At 40.0% G+C, this 18770-nt stretch carries 19 protein-coding genes, 1 tRNA gene and 1 pseudogene; 8 read left to right on the forward strand and 13 right to left on the reverse strand.

What is annotated here, in order from left to right:
• Positions 1-22 precede the first annotated feature (22 nt).
• Entirely contained in the window at positions 23-559 is a 537-nt protein-coding gene (locus I8751_RS02025) for a hypothetical protein (protein WP_214437490.1), read from the reverse strand.
• 322 nt (positions 560-881) lie between these two features.
• Here I8751_RS02025 and purB point away from each other — a divergent pair, with 322 nt between their 5' ends.
• On the forward strand, positions 882-2177 hold the full coding sequence (gene purB, locus I8751_RS02030) for an adenylosuccinate lyase (protein WP_214437491.1): 1296 nt from the start codon (positions 882-884) through the stop codon (positions 2175-2177).
• A 220-nt stretch (positions 2178-2397) separates the two neighbouring features.
• The gene (locus tag I8751_RS02035; RefSeq protein WP_214437492.1) at positions 2398-2958 is read left to right on the forward strand and encodes a DUF4126 domain-containing protein; all 561 of its coding nucleotides are present in this window, start codon (positions 2398-2400) and stop codon (positions 2956-2958) included.
• Positions 2959-3108: 150 nt separating this feature from the next.
• Here the strand turns inward: I8751_RS02035 and hpsP are convergent, their stop codons facing one another.
• The 6 genes from hpsP to glmM all read right to left on the reverse strand — a co-directional run bounded on the left by hpsP (position 3109) and on the right by glmM (position 11121).
• The gene (hpsP, locus tag I8751_RS02040; RefSeq protein ID WP_214437493.1) at positions 3109-4287 is read right to left on the reverse strand and encodes a hormogonium polysaccharide biosynthesis glycosyltransferase HpsP; all 1179 of its coding nucleotides are present in this window, start codon (positions 4285-4287) and stop codon (positions 3109-3111) included.
• A gap of 241 nt (positions 4288-4528) precedes the next feature.
• Positions 4529-5698, reverse strand: coding sequence for a hormogonium polysaccharide biosynthesis glycosyltransferase HpsO (hpsO, locus tag I8751_RS02045; RefSeq protein ID WP_214437526.1), 1170 nt, complete (start codon positions 5696-5698; stop codon positions 4529-4531).
• A 69-nt stretch (positions 5699-5767) separates the two neighbouring features.
• Complete coding sequence (hpsN, locus tag I8751_RS02050) at positions 5768-6757, reverse strand: hormogonium polysaccharide biosynthesis glycosyltransferase HpsN (protein WP_214437494.1); 990 nt, start codon at positions 6755-6757, stop codon at positions 5768-5770.
• Positions 6758-6963: 206 nt separating this feature from the next.
• Positions 6964-8616, reverse strand: coding sequence for a hormogonium polysaccharide biosynthesis protein HpsL (hpsL, locus tag I8751_RS02055; protein ID WP_214437495.1), 1653 nt, complete (start codon positions 8614-8616; stop codon positions 6964-6966).
• 20 nt (positions 8617-8636) lie between these two features.
• Positions 8637-9401: a glycosyltransferase family 2 protein gene (locus I8751_RS02060; RefSeq protein ID WP_214437496.1), complete on the reverse strand. Its 765-nt coding sequence runs from the start codon at positions 9399-9401 to the stop codon at positions 8637-8639.
• A 256-nt stretch (positions 9402-9657) separates the two neighbouring features.
• A complete protein-coding gene (gene glmM / locus I8751_RS02065) occupies positions 9658-11121 on the reverse strand; it encodes a phosphoglucosamine mutase (RefSeq protein ID WP_214437497.1) in 1464 nt (487 codons plus the stop codon).
• Positions 11122-11655: 534 nt separating this feature from the next.
• On the opposite strand from glmM, the gene I8751_RS02070 reads away from it, so the two are divergent.
• From I8751_RS02070 to I8751_RS02080, 3 genes and pseudogenes are all read left to right on the forward strand, one after another.
• Complete coding sequence (locus tag I8751_RS02070; RefSeq protein ID WP_214437498.1) at positions 11656-12372, forward strand: biliverdin-producing heme oxygenase; 717 nt, start codon at positions 11656-11658, stop codon at positions 12370-12372.
• A 180-nt stretch (positions 12373-12552) separates the two neighbouring features.
• Positions 12553-13599: a cobalamin biosynthesis protein CobW gene (cobW, locus tag I8751_RS02075; protein WP_214437499.1), complete on the forward strand. Its 1047-nt coding sequence runs from the start codon at positions 12553-12555 to the stop codon at positions 13597-13599.
• Positions 13600-13652: 53 nt separating this feature from the next.
• Positions 13653-13760, forward strand: a pseudogene (locus I8751_RS02080) (abscisic acid-deficient protein Aba4 family protein); the annotation flags it as partial.
• A gap of 10 nt (positions 13761-13770) precedes the next feature.
• Here the strand turns inward: I8751_RS02080 and I8751_RS02085 are convergent.
• The 3 genes from I8751_RS02085 to I8751_RS02095 form a co-directional block, all read right to left on the reverse strand.
• Positions 13771-13989, reverse strand: a complete 219-nt coding sequence (locus I8751_RS02085) for an acetyltransferase (protein ID WP_214437500.1) — start codon at positions 13987-13989, stop codon at positions 13771-13773.
• Positions 13990-14196: 207 nt separating this feature from the next.
• Entirely contained in the window at positions 14197-14505 is a 309-nt protein-coding gene (locus I8751_RS02090; RefSeq protein WP_214437501.1) for a DUF3181 family protein, read from the reverse strand.
• Positions 14506-14626: 121 nt separating this feature from the next.
• Positions 14627-14884: a hypothetical protein gene (locus I8751_RS02095; protein WP_214437502.1), complete on the reverse strand. Its 258-nt coding sequence runs from the start codon at positions 14882-14884 to the stop codon at positions 14627-14629.
• 173 nt (positions 14885-15057) lie between these two features.
• On the opposite strand from I8751_RS02095, the gene I8751_RS02100 reads away from it, so the two are divergent.
• Both I8751_RS02100 and I8751_RS02105 read left to right on the forward strand, forming a co-directional pair.
• Positions 15058-15249, forward strand: a complete 192-nt coding sequence (locus I8751_RS02100) for a hypothetical protein (RefSeq protein WP_214437503.1) — start codon at positions 15058-15060, stop codon at positions 15247-15249.
• Between the two features lie 283 nt (positions 15250-15532).
• On the forward strand, positions 15533-15730 hold the full coding sequence (locus I8751_RS02105; RefSeq protein ID WP_214437527.1) for a DUF2795 domain-containing protein: 198 nt from the start codon (positions 15533-15535) through the stop codon (positions 15728-15730).
• A 1-nt stretch (position 15731) separates the two neighbouring features.
• On the opposite strand, the gene moaC is transcribed toward I8751_RS02105, so the two are convergent.
• The gene (gene moaC / locus I8751_RS02110; protein ID WP_214437528.1) at positions 15732-16238 is read right to left on the reverse strand and encodes a cyclic pyranopterin monophosphate synthase MoaC; all 507 of its coding nucleotides are present in this window, start codon (positions 16236-16238) and stop codon (positions 15732-15734) included.
• A gap of 37 nt (positions 16239-16275) precedes the next feature.
• On the opposite strand from moaC, the gene I8751_RS02115 reads away from it, so the two are divergent.
• Positions 16276-16349: transfer RNA gene (locus I8751_RS02115), tRNA-Arg, on the forward strand.
• Positions 16350-16398: 49 nt separating this feature from the next.
• Here I8751_RS02115 and I8751_RS02120 read toward each other — a convergent pair.
• Both I8751_RS02120 and I8751_RS02125 read right to left on the reverse strand, forming a co-directional pair.
• Positions 16399-17628, reverse strand: coding sequence for an MFS transporter (locus I8751_RS02120; RefSeq protein WP_214437504.1), 1230 nt, complete (start codon positions 17626-17628; stop codon positions 16399-16401).
• Between the two features lie 124 nt (positions 17629-17752).
• Entirely contained in the window at positions 17753-18766 is a 1014-nt protein-coding gene (locus I8751_RS02125) for a glycosyltransferase family 2 protein (RefSeq protein ID WP_214437505.1), read from the reverse strand.
• Between the last annotated feature and the right edge of the window lie 4 nt (positions 18767-18770).

Raw genomic sequence — 18770 nt, forward strand, 5'->3', positions numbered from 1 at the left:
AGCCCGTGCCCCAGACAATTTTTTAGAGGGGTCGCAATAGTCTTACCATATTCTGAGCATTCATTTGAATATTGCATAAGGTTGGACTTGTATTAAAGTTACAAGTGTAAGTTGCCAACATATCTTGCTGATAATTGAAAACTCGAACGTTATAACCTTCCTTTCTGACTTGGTTGCCTAAGCGATTTACAAAACTGTAGCGCTCCAAGTAGTTTAATAAACTCCAAATTTGCTGATTCACGATCAGGTCTACTCGGCCAGGTTCTTGCTCAGAAGCTGGATATGCTATCCAATTATCCAACAGCTTGTTCTCGGAGTTTTGTTGTGCCCACCATAAACTAGGAGTGGTTAATCCTTTGAGATCAATAGTGTTAGCTGTAATTACAGCACCATTTGGCTGAGTTAATAAGTCTAATTGTAGTGGAGCCTTTGAAGGCTGCGGAACCGAGGATGTTTCTGCTAATGAAGATGAGATTGGTAAAAGAGAAATTGTATTCAAACTAATAGTTATTAATAGTGAAAGTGATGTTTTACGACCAAACAGTTTGTGTTTAAGCATAATCTATAAAAATATTAGTTAGTTTTTGAAAAAGCTCCGTAGACTGAACCCTTCAAGTGCAATCCATAAATAATCTTTTGAATATGGAAGCGGACGGTAACATTAGTATCATTATCTCTAAATCATCGACTAGTAGTCCACCCCATCAACTTTAACTAACTCACATTTAGTCACTCACTGAATTGGGTACTTTAAACAATGGCGGGATAGAAGGCGGTTATAGAGCAGTTGAATCGTTACTTTGATGAGGGTGTATGGAAGATGCCACGTATATTGAGCTAATTAAACTGTAGAATATGACAGTTGTATTCAGCAGCGAACGTTGATTGAGCGTTATACTTTGCCCGAAATGGGCGACCTGTGGACTGAATCTTACAAATTAAAAACCTGGCTACAGGTAGAGATTGCAGTCTGTGAAGCCCAAGCTCAACTGGGTTATATCCCATCTGATGCAGTTGAGGAAATTAAGACCAAGGCAAATTTTGACCCCAAACGGGTACTAGAAATTGAGGCTGAAGTCCGTCATGATGTCATCGCATTCCTAACGAATGTTAACGAATATGTTGGTGATGCCGGACGCTATATTCACTTGGGTTTAACTAGTTCAGATGTGCTAGATACGGCTTTAGCGCTGCAATTGGTCACTAGTCTCGATGTGTTATCAAAGCGCCTAGAAGATTTGATTTCGGCAATTCGCCAAAAGGCGCATGAACATCGATATACAGTCATGGCTGGTCGATCGCATGGTATCCACGCTGAACCGATCACCTTTGGTTTTAAGCTGGCTGGGTGGTTGGCAGAAGTGTTGCGACATCAAGAACGCCTAAAAATTCTCCGCGAAACTATTGCTGTTGGTAAAATTTCTGGTGCGGTGGGAACCTACGCCAATATTGAACCCCGTGTAGAAGCGATCGCTTGCCAAAAACTCGGACTCCAACCGGATACGGCTTCAACACAAGTGATTTCCCGCGATCGCCACGCCGACTATGTACAGCAATTAGCTTTAATAGCAGCATCTATTGAGCGCTTTGCTGTGGAAATTCGCAATCTGCAAAAAACAGACGTTTTAGAAGTTGAAGAATTTTTTGCTAAAGGTCAAAAAGGCTCCTCGGCAATGCCGCACAAGCGGAACCCCATCCGTTCAGAACGGCTGACAGGAATGGCGCGATTGGTGAGAAGTCATGCAGGTGCAGCCTTAGAAAATGTTGCTCTTTGGCATGAGCGCGATATTTCTCACAGTTCTGTAGAACGGGTAATCTTGCCGGATGCCTGTATTTTGACGCACTTTATGTTGATCGAAATAACCGAATTGGTGAAAAACCTATTGGTTTATCCAGATAACATGGTCAGAAATCTCAATTGCTATGGCGGTGTAGTATTTAGCCAAAAAGTGCTACTCGCTTTAGTAGAAAAGGGAAGCAGCCGAGAAGAAGCTTATGCGATCGTCCAAGAAAACGCGCACGCCGCTTGGAACAAACCAGAAGGCGACTTCCACAACTTGATCGCTAAAGATCCGCGTGTTGCCCAAAGGTTATCGCCAGCAGATATTGAGGCATGTTTTGACCCTCAGCAACATCTCCGGCATTTAGAAGATGTCTATCAAAGGTTGGGTATTTAAATTAATTGGGGATTGGGCAGCAGCAGAGGAGGATAATAATTCCCAATTCCCTATGCTCAATTTTCCAAAATCAGTGTGTATTGTCAAAAAAAGATAAAGAGACTAAATGTTTTTAGTATTGTCTTGTTCAAAAACAATGGTTTGGTGCTGCTATTCTCAAAAGTCGTGGGTAGTATAAATAACAAATATTGGCTTATTTATTAACCCTCTCAGTGCCGTGATGATTGAAATCTTGGCCACGCTTTCTGCATCTGCCGCAGCAGGAATGAGAATAGGCATACCTCTATTGATCATTGGACTGTTACAAGGCAGTAATTTATGGTCACAAGTCCCAATTTTATCTCACCTTTCCCCGTCACTCTTATTAGGCTGCCTCACCAGTTGGTCGTTAGTTGAATTATTGGCTTCAAAAAAGCTATGGGGGCAAAGAATACTACAACTAATTCAGTTATCACTATCTCCCCTTGTGGGAGCAATTATGGGGTTAGCAGTAGCCACAGCAACAACTGCACCAAACTGGCTAATTGCCTTAATTGGGGGTTTATTTGCTCTAGTACTTCAACTAGTTCAAGTTGGCTGGTTTTATCGCTTGCGTGGCCTGCCATTGTGGGCAGTTTTTCTTCAAGATACATTGTGCATTGCTTTAGTGTTTTTTGCCTTCGATGCACCTAGACAAGGAGGATTACTTGCTTTAATTCTTCTTTGGTTGGCACTACTGAGTGTGAAGCAGTGGTATAACTGGTATCACCAAGGAAAGAGGTATATAAGTAAAAATAATTGAACTCTTAATAGTACAGGACGGCGTAAATAAACTACCCATTCCAAATCAATAAAAAGTTTACGTTGTCTTGAAAAGTTTGCTCTTGGGGGAAACCCCAAGCCGCAACTTTTCGCTGTATTCATTTTTAATTTTTAATTCCGCTTTGCGGTACTAGGTTGCCAGAATTTTTTGATAAGCTTGAATTATTTGCCGAGCGATCGCATCCCAACTAAAATGCTGCAATGCATAGTTGTGAGCATTTAATCCCCGCCGCTGGCGTTCTTGAGGATTTTGCAAAGCTTCTTTGATTAACTCTACAAGTTCTTGTATATCTGTTGCGCCCACCCACCCGGAATTACTATCAATTACCTGTTGATAAATATGCACTTGGTCGGAGATGACTACAGGTACTCCTGCTACCATAGCTTCAGCTACGGCAATACCAAAATTTTCATAGTATGAAGGTAAGACAAATAAATCGGCAGCTTGCAATAAACTAGCTTTTAAGTCACCACTAACAAAACCAGTAATCGTAGTGTGCGATCGCAGAAGTGAATTTTCAATTTCAAATCTTATCTTTTGTTCATAATCTGGGTCTTGGGGATTTGTTCCAGCCAAAACAAAATGAAAATTGTAGCCGACTGCTAGCAGTTTTTCTAAGGCTGGAATCAGAAGATTTAAACCCTTTTTCGGGTCAATCCGCGACATGAACAGCACCAAAGGCACATCTTCAGGTATTGCTAATTTACTGCGTACTACACTCACCGTCTTTCCATTACTTAGGGCGGGTATAACACCCAAAGGAATTACCAAATCTTGCGTAGCTATTCCAAATCTTTCTGAGATTTTTGCTTCTTGCTCACTAGTAAAATGAATTGCTGCTGCACCAGCTAAATTTTGACGTTCTAAAATTGCTACATAAAGCCGTTTTAATTGTTTTTTCTTACGTAAATCAGCCGGATCAAGAGTTCCTAAAGGACGCAAAATATAAGGTAACTTTTGTTGACGGCACACAGTAGCAGCAGCACTACTGATAGGAGAAAAAAGAGCATGAATATGGGCTAAATCAAATTCATCTGCATGAAGTTTTAGCCATTGTAATAAATCAAGAGAAAATTTGTAACGACGAAATGGCGCGCAACGAAAATAAATTATTTCATACCCATCTTGTTTAATGGGACGATTTAAAGGAACATCTAAAGGTTTCTGACCACTATCCCCATTACTATCAGTCGTCAGGATTGTAACTTTCACTCCCTCTTTTGCTAATGCGGGGGCGAGTCCTAGTACCATTTGGCTAGGGCCGCCGTAAATTAGGGAAATTGAGGGAACAATTTGTAAAATTTTCATTGCTTTGTCAGTTGTCAGTTGTTGGTTGTTAGGACTTAGGCAAGAACTCTCTGAAACTCCTATTTATCTGTGTTCTCAGCGTCTCCTGCGGTTAGATTTTCCGTTGCCTGTGCGTAAGTCCTAGTTGTTATTTGCCGCTGACTAATGACTACTTATTAGTGCAGTTGTGCAGAAATAACTATCCAGTAAAAAAAGGTTAGAAAGCTAATGCTATTAACATTCTTAATTTCTGCCTCCTGCCTTAATTCATTAATTCTTGATAAAACTCAAATTGCTGTTTTGCCAAAGCTTTATTTGTATATTTAACCATTGCCTTTTGATAACCCATTTTACCGAGAGATTGGGCAAAATCTGGCTTATCTATTAATTGCACTAAGCAATTCGCCAATGCACTAGCATCACCTTCAGGAAAAACTAAACCAGCATCACCAATTACATGAGGAATTTCACCAGAATCGGAACCAATCACAGGAACTTGGCAAGCCATTGCTTCAATGATTACATGACCAAATTGTTCTTTCCAACCCACAGAAGTTAAGGTTTTAAAATTGTAAGTTGTTTCTGAAGGTAACACCAAAGTACTCATTAGATTTATATAATTCGCAACTTCGTGATGAGGGACGCTTTCTACTATTAGCAACCTTTCTTTAATATTGTTTTCCGTTGCTATTTTAATTAATTCTTCTTGCAGAGGCCCACGTCCTAGTAGTAATAATTTCCAGGGCTTATTTTGTAAACTTACTAAGGCTTTTAACAAAGTTAACAGTCCTTTTTCCTGTACGAAGCGTCCTACGAAACCTACTACAAAATCATTTGAATTAATACCTAATTTAGCTGCTAATTCTGGTTGATGTTTTGGCGTAAATAAACTTTCATCTACACCAAGTTGAGGCATAACTTTAATTGATCCTTCATATCCTCGTTGCCGTAAAACTTCTGCCCCGTCTTGATTACCAGAAATAATTCCGTGACTATGATTAAGGTTATACTTTTCTAATAAAGCAATTGGTAATTTTAGTTTGTATGGTAAATTCCACCACGTAAAAAATACATTTTTTGCTTTCAGTCGTAATAGCTGATTTAAAGCAACCATCTGAGCGTATGCCAAGCTTCTAGAACCCTGTTCTACCTGGATGATTTGGGGGCGAAATTGCCGCATTAAAGATATTAAATCACTACCAAAGGTGAGAAGCCCCTGATGATTTTGGCTAAAATTAGTAACTGGAACTATTCTAAATGTGCCTTCATCTCGATATTGAGTTTCAATAGTTATATTTTGTACACCCCCAGGTTTCCAGCTTTTGGGGACTACAACCGTCACTTCAATATTGGATTCTAGTTGAGATAAAGCACGGAGTTTCTCACAATTAAGGTCTACAATATAAGTATGACTGGCAACTAAAATTTTCATCATTATTTGGTTGTTACTAATATTAAATATGAGGAGGATGAAAATGTTCATCCTCCTTTAAATTTTTATTCAAACACTCTTGACTTGTTGATCAAGGCGACTATAAACTTGACCATCATTCCATGATGATTGCATAACTGTACCCAAGGCTTTGAAAAAACCTAAAGTGTAGAAAAGGGCACGAGTCAAAATTTTAATCGGAGAACCGCTTTTATGACACGGGGGTCTTCCTAGAACATGACAGTCAAATAAACGGGCGTATAAGCGTAAAGCTTGGGTAGCGGTGAGGTTTTTTAGTCCCAGCAAGAAATGATTGTGATAGAAGGTGAGTTGATACGTGAGCGATCGCATACTAATATCATGACAACCACCCGTTTCTTCCCCTAAGTGGATTAAATAAGCTTCTGGATCATACCAAATTTTATATCCCGTCTGCCGCAGCCGCAAACAAAAATCTGACTCTTCGCGGACTGCACTACCACGAAACCTTTCATCAAACTTCAGTTTGTGGTTAGTAAAAATTTCACGTCGAAAAGACATGTTACAACCCCTCGCAGTTAGTACTTGCTGGGGTTTAGTTGTATGTACTAAATCAATATGATACCAAGCAATTCCTGGATCCATAGCTTGGGGAGGCAGATATTCAATTTGTAATTCTCCCCCAGAATCACCTAATTTCATTCTGTCAAAAACTCGCCCAGCCACAGCCCCCACTTCTGGATTTTGCTGATAGTTTTTCGCGTGGGCTGCTAAAAATTCTGGGGTTAATTTAACATCATCGTCAATAAATAAAATTATTTCACCATTTGAGCGCCGTACACCATAATTACGCGCCCCTGGCAAACTTGCCCAATCGAGATGAAACCATTTAATTTTACCTAGTGCTGCCATTTCTTCTAGGTACGCTTGAACTTCTGGTTTGTGTTTGGGAGATTGATCTACTACTAATACCTCAAAATTTGGATAGTCCTGATTGAGAACATCCACAACACTATCCCTTAGCGTTTCTTCTCGCCCATAAGTTGGGATGATTACAGAAATTAAAGGCAAATCAATCATGTGCTTTTATACTCATATAAATTTGCTGTTTTTGTTAGTTGTTAGTTGTCAGCGATGTACTGACTTATACTGAGCCTCTCCTGAGCTTAGTCGTAAAGCCTGCGGCATAATAGCTAAGCTTAGGGCGCAGCCTCAAGGCAGAAAAGTGCTGCTCCCCTACTGATCTTTGCGGGTAAAGTTTTTATACAATACAAACTTTTGATCATTTACGCTGTACTACTTAGAGGTTTTTTCTGCGTCGCTTCTTGAGGACTGGTATTTTCCCTCTCTTGTTTATCTAAGGCTGGTAATTTAAATAGCACTCCTGCAAAAAACCAATAATAAACAGCTACCGGATCAACATCTAAAGGGTAGTAGTAGGTGTTGTAGCTAATAAACAATATAAACACCCATAAAGCAGCTGCGTAACTGCGGAAATTACGGTTTTTTATGGAACGATAAGTCTTGAAGGCAGTGATTGTGAGTGTAGTAACTAAACCGACAAAACCCAGCAATCCCAAAATGCCTACCTCGTATAGTACTTTTGGGTAGTAGGTTTCGACAAGTTTTGTTTCACCTAATGCACGGGCAGAATTAGTCGCCCGACCTAAGCCACTTCCTAGAGGGCCAGCTACGCTTTTCCAATTTTCCTCAAATTGCTGCACGATAAATTCTTGGGGTGGCGAAGCTTCCCAACGGCTGCTAAAACTATCTAGTCTTTCTTGGACGACGGCAGGATTAGCCGCCATAGCAATTCCTAGCAGTAAAGCCAGACCCACCCCCATCGGAATAAAACGTTTAAGGTTCTTAATTTGACCAGTCAGCAATAGTAAAATTACAAAACAGGCGGGTACTAAACCTAAAGCAATTCTCTGCCCAGAAACTACTGCATTGATAAAGACCAAGACCAAGGAACCTAAACCTGTTAGTCGCCAAAATATTGAAGGGTCGGTAAAACCTGTAGCGAAGGCAAAAAAGGTACTAGAAATTAAAAACCATGCCCATTGCCAAGGTGCAACAAAGGTTCCTGGTAAGCGAATTACTCCTTGACTAGGACTATAAACTAGGGAACCACCAAAATAACATCGGGCTTCTAGTGTTGCTTTAAATAAGGCACTACCTTCGGCATCTCTAGTGCCTTCACATACCCCAGTTAGTAATAACAGATATTGCAGAAAACCTAGCACACAGCAAATAAATATTAGAGAAACCTGTAGGCGTGACAAAAACAGAAAATCCCGTTTATTACGGATGAGGTAGTAAGCACAACCAATCAAGGGGACATAACCCAAAAATACTTTTAATCCTAAAATCCCCATACCTATTGGTATTTCATTTGGTGCTTTTTCTAAAAGTCCGACGGGTGGCGGATTTAGTTGTTGTCCACCATTGATAAATAGTAATGTTAATAGACATAAGCCCAATAAAATAAATAGTGGAGTTTTAATTGCTTTGGGAATAATTAGGGGTATTCCTTGCTTACGACAACTTTGCCAAATTGCAATTAGAGCTGGAATGTAGAAAGCATCTTTGGTCAATTGCAGAATAGGACTGTTGCCAATGTAATAAGTAATAGTACCCCCAAAAGGCACATAAATCAGAAAAGCGAAAAGAGCTTGACGGGGATATTTGTAGGAAAGAGAGAAGACAAATATTGACAAGATACCTGGAATTGCGGCTTTAATTCCACCTACGAAAGCAAGTAAAATGCCAAAAAATATACCGCCAAAGGTGGCGGTGGTGAGCAAACTAGTGAGTTCTTTACGTGCTTGGTTTGCTTTACGTTTTTGGGCTAACCTTTCTTTGAGGCTAAGGGTAGGAACTTCCTTTTTAGCCTGCTTTTTTGAGTTTTTAGATTTCTGGAATTTTAATTTTGGCATAGCAGCGTCTTAAAGGATGTTTAAACAGTAGTTAATATAGAGTTTGATGAATTATGTAATCCAAATTCATTTCTCAGTGATTCATTGAGTAACCTACGATTGAAAATATTAAATTTGAGCCTATTTGAATCATAAAACAGGTGTTCTCCTGTTTCTACAACATAAACTGCACCTGCAAATGGTAATGGGTTAATATTTTTTGATTCGCGTTTTAAAATATCTCTAACTTGGGCATGATCTATATAATATTTATAGTACCCATATCCACGATTATATTCTGCTGTTTCGGGAATATTGTTCAAATCGTATCGGATAATATTACAAGTTCCGCACATTTTATAAAAATTGCTTCTTTTGAGATAAATATATTTACTACCTTCTTGATATTTATAACCTTTATTGATAAACCATCCATGACAATTAGGATTTTGATTAACAAATTCGGCTAATTTTTTACTGACACAATCATCAGCATCAACTGCCATAGTGTGTGTAGGATAAAATTGCTGGGCATATATTAATCCTTTCAAGATTTTCCGTCCCTTGTCTGTATTGCCTTGAGCTACAGGGTTTGTTTCGTTTGCAGGCGGAAAATCAACTGTCAGGTATGTAATGTGGGGATGAGCAAAATCTATTCTTGGCTTTTCATGACAAACAACAATAGCGCGAAAATCAGGTGAAGTTTGGTTGCAAACCGATTTGATGCATCTTTCAAATAATTTTGTCACGCGCTCCCAAGATTTGGAGACTTGCGGGCTTTTGAGTGGGATAACAAAAACAAGCATCCTAAATTAGTTGATGTAAAGTAACTAAAAAACCAAAGTTAAATCATAACTTAAATTTAGTTTAGATTCTAGGTTTAGAGGCAGTTTTAGCTTCTTGAAATAACTGCTATAGCCACACGATTAAGGGCGTACAGATGTACACCCTTAAAATAGCTTTATTGATGGCAAAAATGTTTGAAAATGGTATCGCTTTAGTTAATATGCAGCGAGGGCGATGAAAAATTAGTTTTGATTAAAAACTGAGATATTAACTAACTCAAATTGCCAAATATTGTTGGACTTTGGATACCAATTCATTTGTCCAATGATTAGCAAGTTCAGCATCAGCAGCTTCTACCATCACTCTAATCAATGGTTCTGTACCAGAAGCCCGGACTAAAATTCTACCAGCATCACCCATTGCTGCTTCGGCAAGGGCGATCGCTTGTTGTAAAGGTTGACAATCTTGCCATCCTAAACGGCGATCGCGGTCTACTACCCGCACGTTCTGTAATAATTGGGGATAAGTCTGGAAGCTTTGATCTACCATTTCACCCAGAGAAACACCCGCTTGTTTGACCAATGCTGCTATATGTAATGCTGTTAACAAGCCATCTCCGGTAATGGCATAATGACGGCAAAGAATATGCCCAGATTGTTCGCCGCCTAACATTCCTCCAGTCCGCAGCATTTCTGCTTGCACGTATTGATCACCGACTGCGGTGCGAATCAAAGTACCGCCTTGTTGTTGCCAAGCCCTCTCAAAGCCTAAATTGGCCATGACAGTGGAAACAATCAAATTATCTGGCAATTGTTGCCGTTGTTGGAGATAGCGTCCCCACAAATAGAGAATGTAATCGCCATTAACTTGTCGTCCGGTATTGTCTACAGCTAACACGCGATCGGCATCACCATCAAAGGCAAAGCCCAAATCGGCGTTATGTTCTTTTACTGTTGCTTGCAAAATATCCAGGTGAGTAGAACCGCAGTTGACGTTAATGCGATCGCCATCTGCTTCATTATGTAAGCAAATTACTTCTGCTCCCATTTTTGTAAAAACTGTTGGTGCTAAACCAACTGCTGCACCCCATGCTAAGTCCAAAACTATCTTCAATCCCTGAAGATTAACTTGATTTTGGAAGGGTTGTTGCAATGCCTCGCCGTAATGTTCAATTAACTCCAAACGCGAGTAATGCCGTCCGCAATTACTCATCCCACCTGCATCTGATATTTTGCCACGCAATCCCGCTTCTATTTTTGCCTGCAATGCTTGAGGTAACTTAGCACCATTTGCACCAAAAATTTTAATACCGTTGTCTTCTGGGGGATTATGACTGGCAGAAATCATCACTCCGCCTATAGCTTCACTAACACTAGTAAGATGGGCGACGCAAGGAGTAGGACATAATCCTAAATGCCAAACTTCTAGACCCGCTGCTGTTAAGCCTGCACTCAAGGCCATTGCCAACATATCGCCGGAGGTTCTAGAATCCTGTCCCAGAATTACTGGCCCTAATTTATCAGCATGGGTACGCAAGATAACACCTGTCCAAAAACCCACTTGCAACGCTAAGGGCGCACTCAGTAATTCTCCTACTCTGCCACGAATACCATCTGTGCCAAACAGAGGAGTTGCCGGTAGAGATATTAAGTTAAGCGCAAAATTGCTTGGTAGGCCTTTTTCAGATCCATCATATCTGGAAGCTGAATGCCCTTGAGTTCGAGTTATAGATGAAACCATAAGTTTAAATACTCCACACACTCACACGGGAAAATATCACTTTACACTTTAATTCGACAATTCCAACTCAGATAACTGTTTATCTGTACTATATACTCATTTTTCTGTTAAGCAACTTATACTCAATAAAATCTTTAAGTAAAAATACTGAAACTTTTTACTAAGTTATTGTCAATTTTTTATATAAAAAATATTTTTTCTGCTTTGATATTCCTAGCTTTAACTTTCGATTGTGATAATTAGTTGGTACACAATTCAAAATTGGTAAAATTTAAAAATTGTTACTTTTTAAAATAAAAATTGAAGATTTGCAGGAAGTATCAAAGATAAGATGGCAAGAAGCGCGATCGCGGACACAGAGTTTCTCAACTCTTGCTTCTTGACAAGGTAGCAACGATACAAAACTCCCTGTACTTAAAAAATTTTAATATAAATTCTCATCAAATAGTTTTAAGGTAACGTTTTAATGGCCTGTTTTAGCCATTAGTAAATCAAAGCTTTGGTAGTTGACCCTTTAAAGTTGAGAAATTTAGTATGAGCAGCAATTTAGCAAACAAGTTGCGTGTAGGCACTAAAAAAGCACACACGATGGCAGAAAATGTCGGTTTCGTCAAGTGTTTTTTAAAAGGAGTGGTAGAGAAAAACTCTTACCGGAAGCTAGTTGCTAACTTTTACTTCGTCTACTCGGCAATGGAAGAGGAGATGGAAAAGCACCGTCAGCATCCGATTGTTTCTAAAATTTACTTTCCTCAACTTAACCGCAAGCAGTCTCTAGAGCAAGATCTGAATTATTATTTTGGTGCTAACTGGCGCGAACAAATCAAATTATCATCAGCGGGTGAAGCTTATGTGCAACGCATCCGAGAAATATCTGCAACAGAACCGGAACTACTAATTGCCCATTCTTACACTCGTTATTTGGGTGATTTATCAGGGGGACAAATTCTCAAAAATATTGCTGTCACGGCTATGAATTTGTCTGATGGACAAGGTACAGCTTTCTATGAATTTGCAGATATCACCGACGAAAAGGGATTCAAAGCCAAGTACCGTCAGACATTGGATGAACTGCCTTTAGATGATGCTACAGGCGATCGCATTGTCGATGAAGCTAACGCTGCCTTTGGAACGAACATGAAGTTGTTCAAAGAATTAGAAGGCAATTTAATCAAAGCGATCGGCGTAATGGTATATAACAGCCTCACACGTCGTCGCGCCCGCGGCAGCACCGAACTTGTCACCGCTGAGTAAATTTTCATTTTCACAAGTTAGTTTTTGTAAATTATATATAGGGGCAATTTCCCTGGGTTCGTCTGAGATAAAATTAGGCGATCGCGGAGAAGTTGCCCCTACTGTTTTTTTAATATCCCAATTAAGGCAAAATGCAAAGAGGTGCAAATCATGGCCTCTGGGCAAAATTCCAACTAAAAAATGGCTACAAAAATTCCTGTCACAGTAATTACAGGCTTCTTAGGCAGTGGTAAAACCAGTCTAATTCGCCACCTGCTACAAAACAACCAAGGACGACGCATTGCAGTTTTGGTCAACGAATTTGGCGAACTGGGTATTGATGGCGAACTTTTGCAATCCTGCCAAATTTGTCCCGAAGATAGTGAATCAGAAAATAATATTTTTGAATTAACCAACGGTTGCTTGTGCTGTACCGTGCAGGAAGAATTTTATCCGACGATGCAACAGTTACTTAAGCGGCGAGATAGTATTGATTGCATTGTCATTGAAACTTCTGGGTTGGCTTTACCAAAACCACTGGTAAAAGCTTTTCGCTGGCAAGAAATTCGTAATGGTGCCACAGTAGATGCTGTGATTACCGTAGTCGATTGTGCAGCGGTAGCAACAGGAACATTCGCCAGTGATTTAGAAGCGATCGCCGCCCAACGGCAAGCAGATGATAGTCTAGAACACGAGACACCTTTGCAAGAATTATTTGAAGACCAACTTGCTTGTGCAGACTTAGTGGTGTTGAATAAAACTGATTTAATTGATGCCGAGACACTAGCCCAAGTTGAAGAATTGATCAAAAAAGAGTTACCTAGAGTTGTGAAGATTGTTGAGAGCGATCAAGGCAGACTCGATCCGTCTATATTATTAGGATTACAAGCCGCAGTCGAAGATGACTTAGATAGTCGTCCTAGTCATCACGACACTGAAGAAGAACACGACCACGATGAAGAAATTACCTCAACTCACGTTATTTTAGACCGGGCTTTTGACCCAGAACAACTACAACAACAATTGCAGACACTAGTAAATCAACAAGAAATTTACCGCATTAAAGGCTTTGTAGCAGTGCCTAACAAACCTATGCGTTTGGTGATGCAAGGGGTAGGAACTCGATTTGATAAATTTTATGATCGCCCTTGGCAACCAGAAGAACCAAGGCAAACCCGCTTAGTTTTCATAGGCCGTGATTTGAAATTCTCGGAAATAAAATCACAACTTGTGGCTTTATTAAGTTAGGAATGATGAATTATAAATCATAAAGCAACTCTTACTCCTAACTAGACAAAACTATGAATATCACTCAACTGTTTAACATTGCCAATCTTTTCGTTTTACCATTTTGGGCATTGATGATTCTCCTACCTAACTGGAAAGTGACACGGCGAATTATGGAATCATAATTACAAATTAAGAAACTTTAGACTTTTTATAATTGGCATCTAACCAACAACGTGGTAAGCCTTCACCAGAAGGGAAAACTAGATTTTCTTTTTTAAAAGTATCAGATTCCTGTTCTTCTTGCCCTTCTTGATCTTGTGCGTGTACAATATCATTATTTGGATCAAGCAATTCTTGAATATCAAGAACTTTTACCAAATCTTCAGTACCTTTAAGTTGTAGAAACATATTTCTAAGCTCCATAAATGTGCATCAAAATCTAGCATGGGTGCCAAGATAAACTCGCCCCCATTTAAACTTGTTTAGTTCAGAACGCTAAAACTTTATATTTATTAAAAGTAGCTATAACTTTTAATAATTATGAGACACCACACTAGATTAATTAATGTGGATTTGTGTTGCACTGTGGTTTCATTTAATTTGAGCAGACAGAAATCATATCTCGCGCTGATATTTCTCTAAAATATCTACTAAATTGACCTGACATTGCAGCGGTAGTAAGTCTATTAAAGGTAATTCTCTTCTACCACCACCAATTTTCACAGGAATAGATTCCAAGACTTGGATGACCCGATCTTCATTGATAGCATTAGAAGTGATTAAGGGATATAGTTGTTCAGCGACAACAGTATGTAGCTTGGCATCAGACAAATAAAGATGCCATTTGGCAATGTCTATATAAACGTTTTCGCCAATCTCACCTGCTAGGGCTTCTAGCAGTTCTGCGGTGTTAGTTTTAGCCATCAAAACAACCCTCTATCAAGTAAAGAGCGCTAACTTTCAAGTTACTTAATATTATTGCTCAATTTATCAGACCGACTCAACTACCTCAGGTTACAATTGCCCTAGCTTCAGCAGTCCATCTTCAGGTGGATTTGGGTGGTGTCTGTGAGTAGTTGGCGATCGCAGTAATATAAATCAGATGCACCAACAATACTATTATCCAACTTGCCGTTAACCAAGGCAGCCACTCCCAGGTAGTAGCTTGCAAGTTTTGGGCAAACCATAAACCAGAATTAATCGCAGAGGCAGCTGCCACATGCACTGCGAAATTCATCCGGTCATCTAATTTACGGAAATCTGGGTCTTTGCGATCGGGTTTACGAGGCCAGCGAGGAGGCATAAATATTTGTTACAAACTTAAATACACTGTACTTATTCTAAGGTTTCTGGGAGTGTAGTTGCTAGTGAATTCCTTGGAACTCAATTAACTATCTGAATGGCGTTGCTGAATCTAGGAATGAATGTCTCACGAATTCGGCGTTCGCCCCTGGCGTTGCCGCAGGCTAGTCGTTCTTGAAGAGTAGGCGCATTCGCCGTCAGGCGTTCCCGCAGGGTAGACGCAAAGGAAAATCCGTAAAATCATCCTGCATTTATGCAACGCCATCTAAACAAGCTGAGTTATTGGTAGAGCAAGAATATCAACTAGTAGAGCAACTAGCAGCGTATTTGCGTAGTCTTGGGGTTGACCCTGATAATCTCCTGTAAATGAACTTGATTCAGCTATTTTTCCTAAGTTAGGTAATAGTAATATTTGGCAATAGTTTAGTAGCTTGAAAATAAGTCTGTTGCTAGCAATTATGCACTAAATGTTATCAGCTAGAAGCTACTATTGCCAAGCAAAAAAATCTCAAAGAATAAAAACTAATTATACATCAATCAATTGGGTGAGCTTTTAATTAATCTAAGTTAAAAATGATTCATCTGTTGGATAGAGGAAGCTAATAAATTTACCAATGAAGATGTAAATACCCTTTAGAGGTGGATGACAATGGCTAAGGCGAACCCAGTTGAAATACAAAAAAACTTGAAAGGTGTTGACTATCCTGCTGGTAGAAAAGAATTGATTAAACATGCTAAAAAGCAGGGAGCCGATCAGAAAGTAATCTCATTATTAGAGCAATTACCAGAAGACGAAGAATATAAAAACCCAGCTGATCTCAACAAAGCTTTAGGCAATATTGAGTAAGTTATGGTTCTGGCGGAAAATAATTTCCTGATTTTCCGCCAGTTTTACTTAGCAAGCGAATCGATTCTATTTGAATCGACTTCTCTAAAGCTTTTGCCATATCGTATAAAGTCAGCGCCGCAATAGAAACGGCTGTTAAAGCTTCCATTTCCACACCAGTTTCGGCTTTGGTTTTAACTGTGGCATAAATTTGATAACCAGGGAGTTGAGGATCAGGTGTGACCTCGACTGCAATTTTTTGTAAGGGTAAGGGGTGACATAGGGGAATCAAAGCCGCTGTTTGTTTGGCTGCCATAATTCCAGCCAACCTGGCAGTTGCCAACACATCTCCTTTGGGAGTATTACCAGCTTCAATAGCGGCAAAGGTTTCTGGTAACATCCGCACCTTAGCAGCGGCTACGGCTTGGCGAAAAGTTGGTGCTTTGTCAGACACATCCACCATCTGTGCCTGTCCCTGCTGATCTAAATGAGTTAAGTTTGCAGAATTTTGGGAAAAATTATCTTGCATCATTTTGAAATAACGTGTTAATATAATTTTCTGGCAGGGGCGTGTAGCTCAGTGGACTAGAGCACGTGGCTACGGACCACGGTGTCGGGGGTTCGAATCCCTCCTCGCCCGTTTTAAAAGTTAGGAGTTTTTATTCTCTAAACTCCTAACTTTTAACTAATTATTTATTTAAAGAGTAATTATCTTCACCTCGACCCAGAGCAAAGCTTAAAGAATTAGATAAGTCCTTGTTCGATTGGGTGAGAAAGATCAAAAGTGCTAGAAAAGTTAAACCAGCACCATAGCCAAACATATTGCCATAGCCTACTTGTTCGGCAACATAGCCAAGAATAGGAGCTGCGATCGCTAGGCCAAGGTCAAATCCTGCTATACAGATGGCAAAAATTCGCCCCCGTTCTTGTGGTAATGAACGGTCTGTCATCATAGTAGTGATCATAGAGATCACTGTTCCTCCACCAAGTCCTTCGACTATTCCAGCTAACAAAAAAATGCTGGTACTGTTAGCTTGCCACAACAGCAGCAAAGCCACAGTATAAGCAAGTATACCAAAGCTGATAAATAAACCACGACCTAAGCGATCGCTGGCTTGACCGACGAATATCCTCAGACAAAAACTAGAAATTGCGGCAACTGTAAAAAATAGCCCAATATTCAAATTAACCTGAGTTGATTTGATGAATAATGGCACAAAAGTATGTACAGCACCAAGTGCAAAACCAACTAGGAACATCACCGCAGCTGGTACTCTCACGCGAGGACTGATTAAAATTTGCCAAAATTTACTATTATTGCTCTGTGTTAATTCCTGTGTCTCCACTGGTGGGTTAATAATTTGTATAGCACCTAAAAACGCAACAAAAGCTAATTCTGCGGATAACAAAAATAAGATTCCATAACCAGTTGTAGCTTGTAAATAGCCTCCCAAGGCAGGCCCAATTGCTAAACCAACAGGAGCCGCCAAACTCATATAACTAATGATTTCACCACGACTTTTAAGTGGAGCTAAATCTGCCACTAAAGCACTATATCCAGTTGTAAAAGCGGCGAGACTAACGCCATGAAAGACACGCACCAGGATCAACAGAGGAATTGATCTAAAGGTCAAATAGCCAAAGGGGGCGATCGCAGCTACTATTGTGCCAATCAATAACAGCAGTTTTCGACCATATTGATCTGCTAACCGTCCCAACATAGGACGAAACAACAATAGTCCAATAGCAAAACTACCCATGACCATGCCGATTTCTTGCTTATTTGCGCCCAAATCATCGATATAAAGCGGTAATGTGGGCAAAAACGCAGCTATACTCGACCAGAATGCTAAACCTGCTGTAAACAAAATTAGCAGGTTTAGCCGTAAAGGAGCATCAAAGGTATGAAAAGTTTTCACAGTAGATGCTATGTAAGTCAAATGACTAAATAACTAATCTTTATTATTGTTACGTTAGTTAACATTTTTTGCTACTTGCGGGGCTTCGAGATCTCCGACTTCTTCAAGAAGTCGGGGATCTGATTTAGTTAACACTTTTTGCTACTACCTCCCGCACGCGATAGATGGGGCGACCTTGGGATTCATGGTATGTACGCATCAGCAGCTCTGCCAAAAGACCAAAGCAAAATAGCTGTACTCCCGTCACTAGTAAGAGAACTGCCAAGATTAGCAAGGGGCGATTGCCAATATCTTCTTGAAAAGCTAACTTGACAAAAGTTAAATAAATTCCAATTAGCACTCCGGCAAATATTGAAGTTAAACCCAATAGCCCAAAAACATGCATCGGGCGTGTCAAAAACTTCTTCATAAACAAAATAGTTAACAAATCCATCAATACCCGGAATGTCCGCGATAGCCCATACTTACTGCGACCAAAGCGACGGGCGTGATGGCGCACGGGCATTTCTGTAATTCTTGCCCCTTCGATATATGCTAAAGCAGGTAAAAATCGGTGTAATTCCCCGTAGAGGTTCATATCTGCCACCAATTCTGCACGATAAGCTTTTAGCGAACAGCCGTAGTCATGAATATCCACGCTAGTGGTACGCCGAATTAGCCAATTGGCAATTTTGGAAGGAAGTAATCGCTTGACGGCTCCATCTTGTCGTTTTTGCCGCCAACCACTCACCAAATCGTAACCTTCATCCAGCTTTGCCAACAACATGGGGATATCAGCCGGGTCATTTTGCAAATCAGCATCCAAAGTGACAATCGCTTTGCCTCGTGCATGGTTAAACCCAGCCGACATGGCCGCAGTTTGACCGTAATTGCGTCGCAGAATTACCGCTTTTAAATCAGAACGTATTTGTGCTTGGGTTTTAAGAAATTCTCCTGAACCATCGCTAGAACCATCATCCACACAGATGATTTCATAACTTAACTGACTAGCAGATAATGTAGATGCGATCGCCTCTAATAAAAGTGGCAAACTTTCCACTTCATCACGCACTGGCACTACCACCGAAACATCTGGAACAATGGCTAAAATCGCTCCATTATCCCCAGTAATCCCTTCCGAAATTAACCCACTCCTCATAATT

The organism is Atlanticothrix silvestris CENA357, from assembly GCF_016056295.1.
GTDB lineage: Bacteria > Cyanobacteriota > Cyanobacteriia > Cyanobacteriales > Nostocaceae > Atlanticothrix > Atlanticothrix silvestris.